This window comes from Spirosoma lacussanchae (genome assembly GCF_005870035.1).
Lineage (GTDB): Bacteria > Bacteroidota > Bacteroidia > Cytophagales > Spirosomataceae > Spirosoma > Spirosoma lacussanchae.
This window is the reverse complement of sequence record NZ_SWJG01000001.1, coordinates 1778632-1796666: the sequence shown is the minus strand read 5'-3', so window position 1 is coordinate 1796666 and position 18035 is coordinate 1778632. Positions and strand designations below refer to the sequence as shown.

Annotated in this window: 12 protein-coding genes; 2 read left to right on the top strand and 10 right to left on the bottom strand. The window is 56.2% G+C overall.

Going from position 1 to position 18035, the window contains the following annotated elements; genetic code table 11:
- Positions 1-245: 245 nt before the first annotated feature.
- From FBR45_RS07420 to FBR45_RS26570, 9 genes are all read right to left on the bottom strand, one after another.
- Positions 246-1280 carry an aldo/keto reductase gene (locus FBR45_RS07420; protein ID WP_138500748.1) on the bottom strand — a complete coding sequence of 345 codons (1035 nt, stop codon included), beginning with the start codon at positions 1278-1280 and terminating at the stop codon, positions 246-248.
- Between the two features lie 32 nt (positions 1281-1312).
- A complete protein-coding gene (locus FBR45_RS07415) occupies positions 1313-2260 on the bottom strand; it encodes a helix-turn-helix domain-containing protein (RefSeq protein ID WP_138500746.1) in 948 nt (315 codons plus the stop codon).
- A gap of 89 nt (positions 2261-2349) precedes the next feature.
- Entirely contained in the window at positions 2350-3342 is a 993-nt protein-coding gene (locus tag FBR45_RS07410) for an aldo/keto reductase (protein ID WP_138500744.1), read from the bottom strand.
- Between the two features lie 236 nt (positions 3343-3578).
- A complete protein-coding gene (locus FBR45_RS07405) occupies positions 3579-3980 on the bottom strand; it encodes a PIN domain-containing protein (RefSeq protein ID WP_246082189.1) in 402 nt (133 codons plus the stop codon).
- An 8-nt stretch (positions 3981-3988) separates the two neighbouring features.
- Positions 3989-4231 (bottom strand): hypothetical protein, encoded by a 243-nt coding sequence (locus FBR45_RS07400; RefSeq protein WP_138500740.1) that lies wholly within the window; start codon positions 4229-4231, stop codon positions 3989-3991.
- A 494-nt stretch (positions 4232-4725) separates the two neighbouring features.
- Complete coding sequence (gene guaA, locus FBR45_RS07395) at positions 4726-6258, bottom strand: glutamine-hydrolyzing GMP synthase (protein WP_138500738.1); 1533 nt, start codon at positions 6256-6258, stop codon at positions 4726-4728.
- A 95-nt stretch (positions 6259-6353) separates the two neighbouring features.
- Positions 6354-8417, bottom strand: a complete 2064-nt coding sequence (locus FBR45_RS07390; protein WP_246082138.1) for a sialate O-acetylesterase — start codon at positions 8415-8417, stop codon at positions 6354-6356.
- A 146-nt stretch (positions 8418-8563) separates the two neighbouring features.
- Complete coding sequence (locus FBR45_RS07385; RefSeq protein WP_138500736.1) at positions 8564-9736, bottom strand: exo-beta-N-acetylmuramidase NamZ family protein; 1173 nt, start codon at positions 9734-9736, stop codon at positions 8564-8566.
- A gap of 13 nt (positions 9737-9749) precedes the next feature.
- Entirely contained in the window at positions 9750-11939 is a 2190-nt protein-coding gene (locus FBR45_RS26570) for an ATP-binding protein (protein WP_138500734.1), read from the bottom strand.
- A 156-nt stretch (positions 11940-12095) separates the two neighbouring features.
- Between FBR45_RS26570 and FBR45_RS07375 the strand changes: the two genes are divergently transcribed.
- The gene (locus FBR45_RS07375) at positions 12096-13322 is read left to right on the top strand and encodes an ABC transporter permease (protein WP_138500732.1); all 1227 of its coding nucleotides are present in this window, start codon (positions 12096-12098) and stop codon (positions 13320-13322) included.
- 112 nt (positions 13323-13434) lie between these two features.
- On the opposite strand, the gene FBR45_RS07370 is transcribed toward FBR45_RS07375, so the two are convergent.
- Positions 13435-14298, bottom strand: a complete 864-nt coding sequence (locus FBR45_RS07370) for a TraB/GumN family protein (RefSeq protein WP_138500730.1) — start codon at positions 14296-14298, stop codon at positions 13435-13437.
- Positions 14299-14564: 266 nt separating this feature from the next.
- Here FBR45_RS07370 and FBR45_RS07365 point away from each other — a divergent pair, with 266 nt between their 5' ends.
- A complete protein-coding gene (locus FBR45_RS07365; RefSeq protein WP_138501994.1) occupies positions 14565-17933 on the top strand; it encodes a methylmalonyl-CoA mutase family protein in 3369 nt (1122 codons plus the stop codon).
- The last annotated feature ends 102 nt before the right edge of the window (positions 17934-18035 follow it).

Below are 18035 nucleotides of genomic sequence, written 5' to 3'. Positions count from 1 at the left end.
CGCCTGCCTATCAAAAAATCACTCCAGAGATAACCAACAAATAGTTTCCGCCCGATGGTCTTGATAAGTGTGCATCAAAAAAGGTACATAAACCGCTACAGCTCATACCATCGCGTCTCAATCAAAAGCCCCGGTCAAGAAGTAGATATACATAAGCTCAGATGTGCCGCATGGGAGCACTTTACTTGACACTAACTACTTAACCTCTCTTTAACTAACTCAACCACTCGCATTCGAAAAGCCGTTTACTGCCATGCCTGAACCGTTTCTCCACCGAAGATCATCTTTTTCAGGCCTGGGGTAAAAAACAGGTTGGGTTTGGAAACGGCATCCAGGGCTGCCAACTGATCAGCCGTAAGCTGGGTGGTAAGGGCCAACAGATTATCGACGAGCTGCTCCATTTGGCGAACGCCTACAATCGGCGCGGTAACACCGGGTTGGGCCAGCAGCCAGGCCAGAGCCACGGCAGCCAGCGGAGCGTTCAGTTGCCCGGCCACGGTACGAAGCACACCTAGAATTTGCCAGTTCCGGTCGGTGAATTTTGACGTACCGAATGGATTAGCGCCACTCAGTCGTCCCTGCCCGCTGGCACCGGCATCGGTCCGCTGATACGTTCCGGCCAGGAAGCCAGCGGCCAGCGGACTCCAGGGCGACAGGCTCAGTCCACAGTCGTGACCGGCGGGAATGTGTTCCTGTTCCACCATTCGCTCCACCAGAGAGTACTCCATCTGCATGGCAATGGGGCCGGGTACTTGACGAACGGTGGCCAGCGTGGCCGCTTTGGCCGTATACCAGGCGGGCATATCCGAAAAACCAATATACCGAATCTTCCCCGCCTGTACCAGAGTACCCAGCGTATACAATACCTCCTCCACGGGCGTCACCATATCCCAGACATGCAGCCAGTAGAGGTCCACGTAGTCCGTCTTCAGCCGACGCAGGGAGCTTTCGAGGGCCCGGTGAATATGCTTCCGGCCGTTGCCTCCCGCATGTGGGTTACCCGGTTGGGTGTTGAAGCCAAATTTGGTAGCCAACACTATCTGGTCGCGTAAGTTTCGGTCGGCAATAAACCTACCAACGAGTTCTTCACTGCGGCCACCCGAATAGACATCAGCGGTATCGATGAAGTTCCCCCCGGCATCGACATAGTGGTTAAAGATCCGTTGGGAGGTAATGTCAGGCGATCCCCAGGCTGTATTGCCAAAGGTCATGGTACCCAGGCATAAAGGGCTCACCACCAGGCCGGAGCGGCCTAGGGTGCGATAGTTAGTCAGTGTCATTATAGGCGTTGGTTGTTACTTGTAGCCGATCGCTACTGCGCCGAGAAACGATAGGCTACCGGGCTGAGTCCTGTCTTACTTTTGAACAGTCGGCTGAAATACTGTGGGTATTCGAAGCCCAGTTGAAAGGCCGTCTCGTTGATCGACAGAGACGTTGTCAGCAGCAGCACTTTAGCTTTTTCGATCAGCGCCTGGTGAATATGTTGCTGCGTGTTCTGACCGGTCAGCACGCGCAGCAAATCACTCAGGTAGGCGGGGGATACGTTCAGTTGGTCGGCAAAGAACTGAACGGTCGGTAAAGGCTGGTCAGCCTCCTGCGCGAAATAGTCCTTAAGCGCGGTCTCGAACCGGCTCAATACCGATCCTTCGTCACGGTCGTGTTCAACGGAACGCCGGGTAACAAACTGCCGGGTATAAAAGCGGTCGGCGTAGGTTAACAGCAACTCAATCTGGCCTACCAGTACGTCCTGACTGAAGGCGTCTATCGGTCGTTCGCACTCCGCCCGCAGGTTGTCGAGCAATCGGCTCAGCTGAACTTCTTCCGGTTCCGACAGGTGTAGCGCTTCATGTACGGCGTACGAAAAAAAGCCATAGCTACTTATTCGTTTGCCTACGGGGTATTTCCGCAGCAAGTCCGGGTGAAATACCAGCATCCAGCCCCTCACCTGCGTGGTGTCCAGAGACGGATCGACCGCGAATACCTGACCAGGCGCCGAGAAACCCATGACCCCCTCACTAAAATCGTAAGGGCGATGCCCATAGTACAGCAAACCGTTCAGATTTCGCTTTAGAAAAATCGTGTACAACTGAAGGACCACCGGTTTGGGTACCACCTTACCGCCCCGGGCCACCGCCTGTTGGTTAGCCGCGTCTAAATCAATCAGGGTCAATAGCGGATGGGCGGGGGCTGGCAGACCGTAAAACCGGGTATACTCGGTGACGGTGTGCAGCGTCTGAAAGTCATTGTTTGTTTGTTTCATCGGTACATGGTACCAGTGGTTAGAATCCGTTTAGGGCTGTCAGATTTCCTGACCAGGTTCACTGACAGCCCGAAACGGGCGTTGATCGTTTAGCTGAAAACGGGGTAGGCGGAGCCCACTACGCTGCCCACCGGCAGAATGGCATCGAGTTCATTGAGTTCCGAGGAGCTCAACGTGATAGCGGCAGCGGCTACATTGGCTTCCAGGTAAGTCCGTCTTTTGGTTCCAGGGATGGCCACTACCTGTTGAGCGAGTACCCAGGCCAGGGCCAGTTGCGAAGCGGAAACCCCCTTGGTTTCGGCCATTGATTCCAGCTTAGTCACTAACTCCAGGTTCTTGTAAAAGTTGTCGCCCTGGTAGCGGGGAAACATTCGGCGTGAATCATTGGGCTCGAAATCATCCGGCGATTTGATCGCACCGGACAGGAATCCGCGTCCTAAAGGTGAGTAGCCCACAAAGCCGATACCCAGTTCCCGCGTTGTTGCCAGCACCCCCGTTATTTCTACACCCCGATCGAAAAGTGAATACTCACTTTCGATGGCTGTAATGGCGTGTACCGCATGCGCCCGCCGGATAACATCGGCGGGCACTTCGGACAAGCCTACGTATCGAACCTTACCCTCCTGCACGAGATCAGCCATGGCCCCTACGGTATCTTCAATGGGCGTGTTGGGGTCCAGCCGGTGCAGATAATACAGATCGATGTAATCCGTTTTGAGATTCTTCAGTGATCGCTCAATGGACTTTCGGACGTAGGCCGGCTTGCCATTAAAGGCGTAGGTAATGTTGCCCGCATCGTCAACCTCGAAACCAAACTTACTAGCGATCGTGACCTGATCACGTTTACCCGCCAGGGCTTTGCCGACCAGCTGCTCGTTGGTAAAGGGGCCATATACGTCTGCCGTATCGAGCATGGTTACTCCGAGTTCAAGGGCCCGGTGAATCGTGGCAATACTTTCGCGTTCGTCGGGCGTACCATATATCGTGCCACCGGGGAAGTCAGACATGCCCATACAGCCCAGGCCCTGTACGGAGACCTGTAAACCCTGACTACCGAGCGCTACTTTGGTTAACGTATTCATATCGTCTTATAGTTTGACTTGTTAATGACGATACAAAGGTCAGGGGAAGGCCCTCGGCAGCAGCTACACGAAATGCGGTTTATGCAATACAAAACGCGGTATCGGGCAGCGAATACAGGCAGACAGGTCAAAGCAGACCGTCCTGAACCGTTGAAAGGAGCAGTAAAAAGTAGTGATTATTTCAGTACAATCTTGCATGTGCCGCCTGCAAAATCACCTCGAACTTACTATGCTGTCTATCGGTTCAGAAGTTGCCTGAATTGGGCAAACGAACAGATTGGCACTGGAGGAAACCGGTCCTTCACCTGGAGCAAGTTTAGCATGTGACGGTCATCGGAAACCAGCCAGTCGGCACCAGCAGCAATTGCACAGTCCACAAACTTGTTATCGTCCGGATCGTCTTTAACTTGGTCAAACCGAAAGTAGGGTTCCTGTCGAAGGTGATTCGGAGCGGCCAACAAAAGAGAGGTGACCAATTCAGCCGCTACCGGGCTGAAGTAGAACGCCGTCATTTCGACGTACTCAAGCAGAATTTCGGTACTAATTACCCAGGTAAACTCCCCAGCTGCAAAGGCATCGCAAAGCCATCGATAGGAGCCGTCGCGCGGAACTGACTGAAGCAGGCCGTTAGTATCCACCACGACTCTCACTGGCCGGACCGAATCTGTCGTAGCTGCTCAGTACGGTTATCGCTGTTTAGTTGGGCTTCGAGTTGAGCCGTTGTCAGGCCTTTACGTTGCATCGCTTTTTGGGCTTCCTCCTCCAGCCGCGTTCGAAAGTGCTGCATCAACGTCTGGCGCATAGCCAGCACCTCGGCTTCGCTCATCTCGAAGCTAAACAACTCCAGCAAAGCCAGTTGAGTATTGGTCAATCGTTGTGAAGCAACCATAGCCGAATCATATTTACACGTACGCAAACTTAACAAAAACAGACGGTAATTAATTGACTCCCGTTGTTCTGTTATTTCGTAAAAAGTAGTGATTATTTCAGTACACCTTTCCTGTGTTAACGAACATCGTTCACCTTTTAGATCCGGACGCACCCCTTCAATCTGTTCCTGAATGGCTACTATCACTCAGTCGTATACTGATATTGGATCTTGCGACTCTGACCGGGCCGTTCATCACGCAGCTCTTTGATGATGTTCATTTCGGCCTTCGTCATAATCACCTTGATGCCTTTACATCCGTCAGCTGTTTGCTCCTGCCCTACTCGTGTTTGTAGGCTTACCGCCTTCATTACTACATTCCGGAATCTTCTTCTCAGGGACTTGCTTCTCCACCAAAGCCGGATGCGGTTCAGAGCGAATTTTACAGCCAACTCATTGTTTTAACCGAGAAAGCCCGGCACGATCATCGTGCCGGGCTTTCTCGGTTGGTTTGTTTATTCCCACTCGATGGTGGCCGGGGGTTTGGACGAAATGTCATATACGACCCGGTTTACGCCCTTGACGCGATTGATGATTTCGTTCGAAATGTCGGCCAGGAACTCGTACGGCAGATGGGCCCAGTCGGCGGTCATGCCATCCACGCTCGTTACGGCACGCAGCGCTACGACTCGTTCGTAGGTACGCTCATCGCCCATAACCCCTACCGATTGCACCGGCAGCAGCATGGCGCCTGCCTGCCAGACTTTGTCATAGAGGCCCTCCCGCTTGAGTCCGTTGATGAACAGGGCGTCGACCTCCTGCAGAATCTGTACTTTCTCGGGCGTAATATCGCCCAGAATACGGATCGCCAAACCCGGCCCGGGGAACGGGTGACGGCCCAATATGGCATCGGGCAGACCCAGGGTGCGGCCTACAGCTCTGACTTCGTCTTTGAACAGGGTGTTGAGCGGCTCAACCACTTTCAGTTTCATGAAGTCGGGCAGACCACCAACGTTATGGTGCGACTTGATGGTAGCCGATGGCCCTTTAACCGAAACCGACTCGATCACATCAGGGTAGATGGTTCCCTGTCCGAGCCACGAAACGCCTTCGATCAGATGGGCTTCGTGGTCGAACACGTCGATAAAGGTTTTCCCGATGGCTTTGCGCTTGGCCTCGGGATCGGTCAGGCCGGCCAGGGCTGTATAAAAGCGGTCTTTGGCATCAACGCCTTTCACGTTCAGGCCAAGCGTTTTGTACGACTCCAATACCCCCGCAAATTCGTCTTTGCGCAACACGCCATTGTCGACGAAGATACAGTACAGGTTTTTACCGATAGCCCGGTGAATGAGCACTGCCGCTACCGACGAATCGACTCCGCCCGACAAACCCAGTACGACTTTGTCGTCGCCCAGTTTCTCGGTCAGCTGAGCAATGGTCGTTTCGGCAAACGACTCGGCGGTCCAGTTCTGCGAACAGCCGCAGATGTCGACAACGAAGTTGTGGAGCAGCATTTTCCCCTGCAGCGAGTGGGTCACTTCGGGGTGAAACTGAATGCCGTACGTCGGTTCGCCTTCGACCTCGAAAGCCGCCACCCGCACCGTGTCGGTTGAAGCAATGACCCGGAACGAATCGGGAACGTTGGTGATCGTATCGGCATGCGACATCCAGACCTGCGAGTGCTGGTCGATGCCGCGCATCAGCGGACTGTCGGTATTAACGGTGCCCAGTTTGGCCCGCCCGTATTCGCGGATGGCCGATGCCTGTACTTCGCCCCCGCTGGTATGGGCCAGCAGTTGTGCGCCATAACAAACGCCAAGAACGGGCAGCTTGTGGCGAAATGCAGCCAGATGAACATCAGGCGAGTCGGCATCGCGCACGGACGACGGACTCCCCGACAGGATGACGCCCTTTACATCCGGGCTGATGGTTGGAATGTTGTTGTAAGGATGGATTTCGCAGTAAACGTTCAGTTCGCGGACCCGGCGGGCGATGAGTTGGGTGTATTGCGAACCGAAATCCAGAATCAGAATCTGTTCGGTGGCCATGGATTGGTCTCTAAAGCACAAAGGTAGGGCATTTTTCAATACGCTGACCTAAAAACCAGCAATCGCCCCCCGCTGCACCTATTTCGAACCGATCATCAGCGAACCACAATCAGCCGGCAGCGCAGCCCGCCCCCCCGATACTGGGCGGTAATCAGGTAAGGTCCTACCGGTAAGGCTGCCACCGAAAACGGCATCGACGAGGCCCCGGCCGGCACCCGATCCGAGCGCGACAGAACGACGCGACCCGACTCATTCGTGACCAGCAGCGAAACCGTATCGCCCGACCAGTCGGGCGGCAGCTTAAGCCGAACCTGGTCGCTGGCGGGGTTCGGAATCAGCATGGCAGTCTGAACGAAGGTGGTATCAACCGCGGGCTGGTCTACCGGCAACTCCTGTTTTATGGATAGAATAAGCTGGAGCGACGCCGTAACTACGGCCGAGTAGGCCGACTCGGCCTCTTGATTCACGGCCCGTATCCGATACTGGTAGATGGCGCCGATGCGCATGGGCCTGAGTGGTGAGGTCTGCCGCAGATCGAGGTAACTGGTAGCCGAACCGGGCAGCGTAGCCAGCACCTGAAACCGCCCGCTGGTATCGGCCCGCTCCAGCACCCACTGAGTAATAGCGGCCGAGGGTGACTTCCAGGCCAGCCGAATTGCCATCGTGTCGATCGGCACGGCCTGCAGCCCCTGAGCGCCGGGCAGCTGAGCCGCAATGGGAACCTGGAAAAAGGTCAGCGCCCGCATACCCCGCTGGTTTCGGATGGTAGGGCCAACGTAATAGCCTACTTCCAGATCCCGGTACGACGACGGCAGATAGGTCAGGTTTTTGGCGTTGACGGACTTGGTCAGTTTCAGTACAAGCCGGTTACCCTGTTCCGTTACCGATTGTACAACGTTCGACTCGCCGGATGGGTAATCGGTATACACAAAATTGCGGAGGCTCTGGCTGTAGCGCGCGCCGTTTATCGTATTGACAATAGTGGTGTCGGCGGGCCAGCGCATCACCTGCCCCGGCTCAAACTCCAGGGTAATCTCATTCTGCTCGGGGGTGCTGTAAAAAACCTTGCGCACATTGGGCGAGGCTATGTTGCTGGTATCGGTTGCCCCGTACAGGTCGCGGGCCACCAGCCGGTACAATTCCATACCGAACTGCCGGTAACCGGCCTCGCCATAATGGATGCCATCGTAGCTGGGCAGGCCGACGGTTGCGATAGGTTCGTTATCGCCAAATATAGCTTTCGACCGGCGCTGGTAATCGCGCAGGGCACCAGCCTGTATCTTATTTTCGGTCAGCAGGTTCAGCTGCCCGTGGTACACCCTGGTCAGGCCGGGGTAATCGCGCTTCCAGTTCGCATACAGTTGCGGAAACAATCGGCTGTAGGTGTCCGGATCGCCAACGGCTTCGGCTTCGCCCTGCCGCCAGATCATGGCCCGAACCTGACCGGCCACGCCCGCTTTAGTAGCCCGGTACAGCAACCGGCCATAGAGCGTATTCAGATTGGTGGGCTGGGTCGCATCCCGAATCACGTGGCTGTTGATGGAGGTAGACCCCGCAGCGCCGTTGATGACAGCGGTGGGGATACCCTGCTGCTGGGCGATCAGGCGCTGGAGTTCAACACCCCACAGCGCGTTATTGCCTTCCGTCGTGTTCGACAGGCTCCAGGCTGTATCGGCCGGGTTATAGGGCACATCGCCCCGATTGACACCAAATGTCCGGCAGAACTCACTCCGGTAGGCGTTGTTATCGAACCGCCCCACCGCATTCGACTGGCCCATGACCAGATATACATCGCCACAGACGATGCTGTCACGAACAGCGACCCGCACCGAATCACCGGCCGACGGGTGCACGAACAGGGAGAATCGATACTCACTCAGCTCAGCTTTGATGACAGGCTTGAAGGCGAACCGCCCCGTCAGCGAGTCGACAGCAACCCGGTTATGCTGATACAGGGTCTGGTTTCGATGAACAACCAGAGAAACGGCGCTGGCGCTCCCGATCGGAATACGCCCACTGATGGTTACGGCACACTGACTGGACTGATCGCGGGGATAGAGCTGAAGTGGTGTGGGCCATTGGTCCAGGACGACAGACTGCGCCTGAACCATGACAGGGAAGAATCCCAGAAAGAAAGCGACAATACGTAAGGACTTCACAAGATGACGGTAAGTAAAACGCAAATCTAATTAGATGCCCGTACACATAATAGACTGCTGCCAACTATTTTAACCTAACCGATTCAGTAAGTTACATGACGTATATACGTGAGAGTCTGTCGATTCGATTGGCGGCTCAGCTGTATCTACGGATAAAGCAGGTATTTTTTCCTGATTAACTTATAAGCATTAAGTGACGGCTGCCAGCTCTTCCGAATTTGGCTCTCCGGGACGCTCGTTTGCAGTTGCAGTCGCAGCTGATCGGTACCCGCCAGCTTATCGATATAGTTCGTGGCCAGAAAAAAGCTGGTCTTGTCCGTAGCCCGTTTGTAGAAATCGATAAGGTATGTCAGCACCAGGCTCTGCCGCGACACCGGTACGGTCGACAGATCGAGGCCGTAGCAGAGTTTACCTTCCTGGGGTGGGTTCATGGCACCGGGCTTATCGACGGGGGTAAACGTATAGGGGCCGTATTTGGTAACAGGCGAGCCAATCACCTGAAACTGCTTGTCGGTACCCCGGCCAATGCTCACCACCGTTCCTTCAAAAAAACAGAGTGAGGGATACAGCAGCACCGACTGCTGGTTAGGCAGGTTGGGCGACGGGGGTATGGGCAGCACGTAGGGCGTTTTGTGGGTGTAGTTTTTTACGGGAATAACCGTCAGCGGAGCGATCCGGCCGGGCCCGAGCCAGCCTTCTCCGTTGATCATACGCGCCAGTTCACCGATGGTCAGCCCATGAACGACCGGAATAGGGTGCATACCAACAAACGACTTGAACTTGGGGTCGAGTACCGGGCCATCGATGTAATGCCCGTTTGGGTTGGGGCGGTCCAGCACGATCATGGGCTTACGGGTTTCGGCGCAGGCTTCCATCACGTAATGCATGGTGCTGATATAGGTATAGAAACGGGTACCGACATCCTGGATATCGAACAGGATCACATCCAGCGAATCCATTTGCTCGGGCGTTGGCTTGCGATTCTTGCCGTAGAGCGAGGTGATGTAGATCCCCGTACGCGAATCGCGCCCACTGCTAATCTCTTCGCCATCGGTAGCCTGCCCGCGAAAGCCATGTTCCGGCGCAAAAATGGTTTTTATGCTGATGCCCCGCGCCAGAAGCGTATCGACCAGATGGGTACGCCCAATCGTTGAAGTATGGTTAACGACCAGTCCCACCCGTTTTCCCTGCAGGGCGGGCAGGTACAGCGGCAGTTGCGAGGCTCCGGTAACGGGTTGGGCCTGCACCGCCTGACTGACAATGACTAAGAGTGTACAAACCGCGGAGACGATGCACGAACGAATGGAGATTGGATTCATAACAAATCAGAAATTAATCGGTATGCTGATCAGCACCCGGCCGTTGCTGAATGGGTAGCTGAATAACAAAGGTAGTACCGCTGGCCGAAGTAGATTCTAACGATAGAACGCCCCCGTACCCTTTTGTGATGATATCATAGCTGATTGACAGCCCAAGTCCGGTGCCCTGGCCGGTTGGTTTAGTGGTAAAAAAAGGCTGAAAAATCTTCTGTGCGGCCTCGCTGGGCACCCCCGTCCCGTTGTCGCTCACCCGTATCTCGACCCGATCGGCCACCTGCCGGGTCTGAACGGTAACGGCGGGCTGGTAGCCGACCGGGCTCTGCAGCTGTCGTTCCCGCACCGCATGAAAAGCGTTATTGAAGAGGTTAAGCAGTACCCGCCCCACCTCCTGCGGCACCACCGCTACCGAAGGCAGATCTGGTTGCAGATCGACGATGAGCTGAGCGTTGAAGTCTTTATGGGCCGCCCGCAAGCCGTGATACGACAGCTTCAGGTATTCGTCGGCCAGCGCGTTCAGATTGGTCAGGGCGGGCTGGCCGGTATTGTTACGGGCATGGTCGAGCATACTGCGCACAATGCCCGACGCCCGACCACCATGCTGGTTGATTTTGGCCAGATTTTGCCGGAGGTCGGCCAGCAGTTCAGCCTCCAGGTCGTCGTCGCGTTGATGCGGCTCTTTGGCTCGTTCTTCTTCCAGTTCAGTAACCAGTTCGCCCGATACCTCGGCGAAGTTGTTGACGAAGTTGAGCGGGTTCTGGATTTCGTGAGCGATGCCGGCCGTCAGCTCGCCAAGGCTGGCCATTTTCTCGCGCTGAACCAGCTGTTGCTGGGTACTTCGCAGTTCGGCCAGCGACTGCCGCAGTTCAGCAGTACGGTCGGCCACCTGCCGTTCCAGCGTTTCGTTCTGGCTTTTGAGTATGCTCTCTTTCTCGGCCGACAGCTGTTCAACTTCATCCAGCCGGGCCTCGAGGCTGCGGTTGGTCTGCGCGTATTCGCGCGCCAGTATAATGGCAAAGCTGATCGGAAGCACCACAAAAAACAGCAGATTGGTGGCGTTTCCCCAATAGGCGGCATAGGTCGGATACTCCTCACTGAGCCAGCCGCTGGCAAACCCGCCCACAACCAGAATCAGCAGCAGGGCCAGCGAGCTACCTAGCACCAGCCGCGCATTGGGTCGACCGGCCCGGTTGGCCCGGATACTGACCCGCAGCCCGTCGATGAACAGCAGCACCACCGCCCCACTATACAGGCGGCTCCCCAGCGTTGTGTAGTCAGTGTAATGCAGCAACAGCCGTGATACGAATAGACCAACCGCTATCAGCCAGAACAGCCACGACAACCGGTACCCCAGGTACACATAGTAAATAGCCAGCAACAGGGTCATGAACAACGTGATCATCAGATTCCCCGCCAGCGACATCCACTCTGCGGCTTCCAGATTGGTAACCACGCCCAGCGAGGTAAGCAGGGCAATGAACAGCGAACAGGAAGCGGCCGTCAATCCAAAGATCAGGTTGATGCGCTGACGCCGGTAATAGAAGTATAGAAAATGGATGGCGCCCAGCATGAAAAATATCCCGACCAGCATGTAGTTCGTCAGGGTGGCCGCAAACAGTTGCTCGGCTACCTCGCTGGTAGTCGTCTCGGTCCGCACCAGCTTCAGAAAAAAAATCGGCAAACTCTGGTAATACAAACGAGGCACGTAGCCGGGTGGCCTGTGCTGGGATAAGCGTACGGCTATGACGTGCCGACCAGCCGTCAACGGCGGCAGCAGGTATCGCTCCCAGGTAGCGGGCGTGTAGGACCGCTGCTGCGCGTAGTTTTTCCCGACGCGCCCCAGCCTTACCAGCAACTTGCCATCCAGATACAGTTCAGACGCACCGTACTGGTTCAGCTCCATCGACACCGACTGACCAACGACGGCAGCATCCAGGTTGACCGTAATCCGCAGCCAGCCCAGGGGTGAGCGCTGAAAGTCGGGCAGTTCATCAATGGACTGGATTGGGTGAATGGGGCTCCATCGGCGGTCGTCGAAGTCAGGACTGGCCCATATGGCCTGATCGCCCGGATGCCACCGCCAGCCCGATCTAAGGAGAAGCCCGTTGTCGGGCAGACTGTCGATCTGAATGGGGGATTGGGCGTGGGCGAAACCGAAACCACCGACCAGCACGATCAGCCAAAAAAGTCGGGCATACAAACCCATTACATCTTGTGGTTTAGTCGCTAAAAATACGCACCGACCGGGTTAGTTCATAACCGGAGCCGGGCTATGTCGGCCGGAACAGGCAAAAAGCGTAGTTTTGTCGTTATCTGCCAAGTTACCCATCGGAGGGTAATTTATGAACGAGTAACCATCGCTTTGAACGTTCCTGTTTTTCTGGCCCGCAAGGTACGCCACGCCCCGATCGGCTCTTTTTCGGCAACGGTAACGCGGGTAGGCGTAGCCAGCATTGCGCTGGGGCTGGCCATTCTGATTATTGCCTTCGCGATCCTGTTCGGCTACAAACGCACCATTCAGCAGAAGATATTCCTGTTCGGGGCGCATCTGCAGGTGTCTAAATTCACCAATAATTTCTCGTACGAGGAGTCGCCCCTGCCGATCAATACGGCGTTGTACCAGCAGCGAGACCCCATCCCGGGCGTTCAGTATATGCAGGCGGTGGCGCTGAAAGCCGGTATTCTGAAGACTAAAGAAGACTTGGCGGGGGTTATCCTGAAAGGCGTCGGCCGCGATTATCGCTGGGACCTGGTGCGCGAATCGCTCGTAGCCGGTACCGTGCCGGTTGTGGGGGCCGATACAGGCAACGGTAGCACCCAGCTTCTTATCAGCCAGTACATGGCGCGGCAGCTGCGCCTTTCCGTTGGGCAGAAAGTACCGATGTATTTTCTGGGCAACCCGCCCCGAGCCCGCAGCATGACCGTCGTCGGCATCTACGATACGGGACTCGAAGAGGTCGACAAGACTATTGCCATCGGCGATATCCGGCTGGTACAGCGGCTCAACGGCTGGGGGGCCGACTCGGTGGGCAGTTACGAAATTTTTGTAAAGGACTTCGACCAGCTCGAAGCGACCCGCAACGCCGTTTTCGACCAGACAACGCCCGATATGCGCGTTACCCGCGTTACCGATCAGTACCGCCCCTTGTTTGACTGGATGGTTCTCCTCGACCGGAATATGGTCATTCTGCTGGCGCTGGTCACATTTGTAGCCTCGTTCAATATGATCTCGGTGTTGCTGGTGCTGATGATGGAGCGTACGCCGATGATTGGTCTGCTGAAGGCGCTGGGGGGCGATGATCCCCTGATCCGGAAGGTGTTTCTCTACGTCGGCCTCAATATGGTGGGCTGGGGACTGCTGATCGGTAACGCTGTCGGGCTGGCCTTCTGTTTCCTCCAGTACCGGTACCAGCTCATCCCGCTCGACCCTAAAAATTACTTCGTCAACCACGTACCCATCGCCTGGGACTGGCCTACTATTCTGGCGCTGAACGGCGCTACCGTCCTGTTGATTGCCCTTGTGCTCTGGCTACCAACTTTCGTCATTAACCGCATTCAGCCCGTAAAAGCGCTGGCGTTCAAAAAATAAAAAAACGGGAATTCACCCGGACCTGTATCCCCGCCAGAACGTTCATCGGCCCTCATCCACGACAGCTGAGTTTTCAGGTCTATAGCGGATGAGGACCGAATGTCTTCCTGGTTTATTCGACCGCCCGAACGGTGTAGCCTTTCTGGCGGAGCAGGTTCACGACACCTTTATCGTTACCGAGGTGGCCGGCACCGAATGCAAAGAAGGTTGGCTTGTCTTTGGCGGCCTTCTCGATGACGGGTATCCAGTTGGCATTCCGTTCGTTCAGCAGCTTATCTTCAAACTCAACGGAATTGCTGCTGAACTGGCTGGTTTTGACCATATTCATCAGCCTGGCAATATCGCGGGCTTTGTACGCATCGAGCAGACTCATAAACTCTTTTTTTGCCTCCTCGGGCTTTCTGGCCATATCGACCAGGCCTTTCAACTGCTCTTCCTCCGGAATTTTATCCAGTGCCGCCAGCTGAGCCTCCAGCGACTCGAGTCCCAGCACTTCTTTCTTGTCCTTACCGGCCATCTGCGCAAACGTCAGGTCGTAGGAAGCGGGCTGGCAGGGCAGTACGGTCATGTACATGAGTGACATTAGCCCAATGGGTTTAAAGGCCCCCACCTGCGTCAGACTCACATTCATCTTCTGCTTAAGGTAGGTATCCAGCACCGTATAATCGTCGGGCTTGAGCATGTCCTTGATGTTTTTCCCATTGGGCATCATCATGGCCTTCTGCATCTGGCCCATCATGGCCGGATCATCCATGTCCAGTTCGAGATAAACCTGCTGGGCGTCGCCAATGGCTTTTTTGGTAGCCTCGGTGATGTTCAGGTCCGTGGGGCAGACCAGATGAAAAGTGCCGTACAGATAGGACGGCTGGCTGAGGCCATTTCCTGTTACTTCGTAGAGTAAAGCTTTATCCTGTGCATTCGTTGTGCCGATGAGTGTTCCGGCCAGCAGCAGACCGGCGATCAATTGTTTTTTCATGAGATTGGCAGGCGTTTGTCTGTTTGGTTGAACCAAAGCTACGACAGACAAACAGGCTCTGCCAACAAAATGGGAACAAGTCGGGCGAAGATGGGACAAACAGCCGCAACGATGGGATGAAACCCATTCCCGATTGCTTTAGTAACTTTGGCAAAAAAGGAGAAGAGAGGCAGACCAGCCGACGGCAGGCAGGCGATTTCGACAACGGGTCCGGTCTGCTCCGCCATGATCAGCCTACTCACCTCCGCCTTATTCCCTTCATCAATATGATTGCTACTCCCGCTAAACCCCAGTCCCAGCCCGAAACCGGCTGGACCCATAAAATTCGCATCGTCACGGCTGCGTCGCTCTTCGATGGCCACGATGCGGCCATCAATCTCATGCGTCGGCTGATGCAGGCGTCGGGCGCCGAGGTCATTCACCTCGGCCATAACCGATCCGTTGCCGAAATTGTCGATTGTGCCATTCAGGAAGACGTGCAAGGCATTGCCGTAACCAGCTATCAGGGGGGCCACCTCGAGTTTTTCAAGTACATGTATGACCTGCTGAACGAACGTGGGGCGGGTCATATCCGGATTTTTGGCGGAGGGGGTGGTACCATTCTGCCCTCGGAGATCGACGAGCTGCACGCCTATGGGATCACCCGCATTTACAGCCCCGACGATGGCCGGGCCATGGGACTGCAGGGGATGATCAACGACCTGCTGCTGCAGTGCGATTTCGAGCTCCCCCCGCTGCCCACCACCAACCCCATCGACGTCCACGCCATTCCCAGGCTGATCACCACGGCCGAGAACGAACGAGCCACGGAGAAGCAACGGCCCGGCGGACCAGCCTTCGCGGCTCAGCAACTGGATGGCACCCTGCCTAACCCGCCGGTGCTGGGCATTACGGGTACGGGCGGAGCCGGCAAGTCGTCATTGGTCGATGAACTGGTGCTGCGCTACCTGCGCACCTACCCCGACAAAACACTGGCCATTATTTCGGTCGACCCCTCGAAGCGAAAAACCGGCGGGGCCCTGCTCGGCGACCGGATTCGGATGAATACCATCCATAACCCACGCGTCTACATGCGGTCGCTGGCCACGCGGCAGTCGAATCTGGCGCTGAGCCGCCACGTGCAGGACGCCATCGACGTCTGCAAAGCCGCCCGTTTTGACCTGATCATCGTCGAAACGTCGGGCATCGGGCAGTCCGACACCGAAATCACCGAACATGCCGACAAAACGTTATACGTGATGACGGCCGAGTACGGCGCAGCGACGCAGCTGGAGAAGATCGACATGCTCGACTTCGCCGACGTTATCGCCATCAACAAATTCGACAAACGCGGCTCGCTCGACGCCCTGCGCGACGTGCGCAAGCAATACCGCCGAAATCATAACCTCTGGGACACGGCCGACGATGCGCTGCCTATTCTGGGCACGATAGCCTCGCAGTTCAACGACCCGGGCATGAACGCCCTGTTCGATCGGCTGATGGAAACGCTGGGCCTTCCGCCGGTAACCGTCGCGAGCAACGCAGCAGGTCAGGGAACAACCCCGGCCCCCCCCCAGGCCATTATCCCCCCGGACCGGGTGCGGTACCTGGCCGAAATTGTGGAAGAGAGCCGCCGTTACGACGCCTTCGTGAACGAACAGACAGCCCTCGCCCGCCAGCTCTACCAGATTGACGGCGTCCTCCGCACCCTGTCCGGGTCTGCGACCACGGACAGGGTGTCGATACATGCTGAACTCCAAAAACTGTATACCGAACTCGAAGCGCGCCTTCATCCTGACTGTCGTCACTGGCTACAGCAGTGGCCCGCCATGCAGCAACGGTATACGGCCGACGTTTACGAATTCAAAGTCCGCGACAACGTGATCCGGCAGCCGCTGTATACCGAAACCCTGTCGCACCTGAAAATACCGAAGGTCAGCCTGCCCAAGTACCACGACTGGGGGGATGTGCTGCGCTGGCTGCTGACCGAAAATGTACCGGGCGAGTTTCCCTACGCGGCCGGCGTGTTCCCACTCAAGCGCGAGGGCGAAGACCCAACCCGTATGTTTGCGGGCGAAGGCGGGCCCGAACGAACCAACCGCCGGTTCCACTACGTCTCCAAAGGGCAACCCGCCAAACGACTCTCTACTGCTTTTGACTCCGTAACGCTCTACGGCGAAGACCCGGCCCTGCGTCCCGATATTTTTGGCAAGGTAGGTAACTCGGGCGTCAGCGTCTGTACCCTCGACGATGCCAAAAAACTCTACTCGGGCTTCGACCTCTGCGACCCGGCCACCAGCGTCTCGATGACCATCAACGGCCCCGCGCCCATGCTGCTGGCTTTCTTCCTCAACGCAGCCATCGACCAACAGTGCGAAAAATGGCTGGCCAACAACGAAGAAAACCGGCAACCCGCATCAGACGCTCCGGCCTACAACGGCCCCCTGCCCGAAGGTAATAACGGGCTGGGACTGGGCCTGCTGGGCACCACCGGCGACCGGGTGCTGCCGCGCGAGGTCTATGAGCAAATCAAAGCCGACACCCTGCGCAAAGTCCGGGGCACCGTACAGGCCGACATTCTGAAAGAAGACCAGGCCCAGAATACCTGCATCTTCTCGACTGAATTTGCGCTCAAAATGATGGGCGATATTCAGCAGTACTTCGCCGACAACCGCGTCCAGAATTTTTATTCGGTGTCGATTTCGGGCTACCACATTGCCGAAGCAGGCGCCAACCCGATCTCGCAGCTGGCCTTTACGCTTTCTAACGGCTTCACGTTTGTTGAATATTACCTCAGCCGGGGTATGCGGGTCGACGATTTTGCGCCCAACCTGTCGTTCTTTTTTTCCAACGGCATGGACCCCGAATATACCGTGCTGGGTCGGGTAGCCCGGCGCATCTGGGCGAAGGCGATGAAGCACAAGTACCGGGGCAACGACCGAAGCCAGAAGCTGAAGTACCATATCCAGACTTCGGGCCGGAGTCTGCACGCGCAGGAGATTGCGTTCAACGATATCCGCACCACCCTGCAGGCCCTGCTCGCGATTTACGACAACACCAACTCGCTGCATACGAACGCCTACGACGAAGCCATCACGACTCCTACCGAAGAATCGGTTCGGCGGGCCATGGCCATCCAGCTTGTCATTAATCGCGAATTCGGCCTGACAAAAAACGAAAACCCGCTGCAGGGTTCGTTCGTTGTTGAAGAGCTCACGGACCTGGTCGAGGAAGCCGTCTATCAGGAATTTCTGGCCATTAACGAACGCGGAGGGGTGCTGGGTGCGATGGAACGGATGTACCAGCGCAGCAAGATTCAGGAAGAATCGATGTACTACGAAACCCTGAAACACAACGGCGACCTGCCCATTGTGGGGGTCAACACCTTCCTCGATCCCAACGGCTCGCCCACCATCGTGCCGGCCGAAGTGATCCGCAGCACCGACGACGAAAAACGCAGCCAGGTCGACAACTGCCGGACCTTTCAGGAGCGCCATCGCGCCGAAGCCGAGGTAGCCCTGGCCAACCTGCAGGCTACGGCCCTGGCCAACGGAAACCTGTTCGAGAGCCTGATGGAGGCCGCCAAAGTTTGTTCGCTGGGTCAGCTCAGCAACGCTCTGTACGCCGTAGGGGGCAAGTACCGCCGAAATATGTAGAGAATCACCGCCCGACGACTGCTGATAAAACCAACCGTCGGGCCTTTTCGTACGTTTAGTTAATACGCAGGAACGGCCGGGTAATCGAGCCGTTCGCTGTTT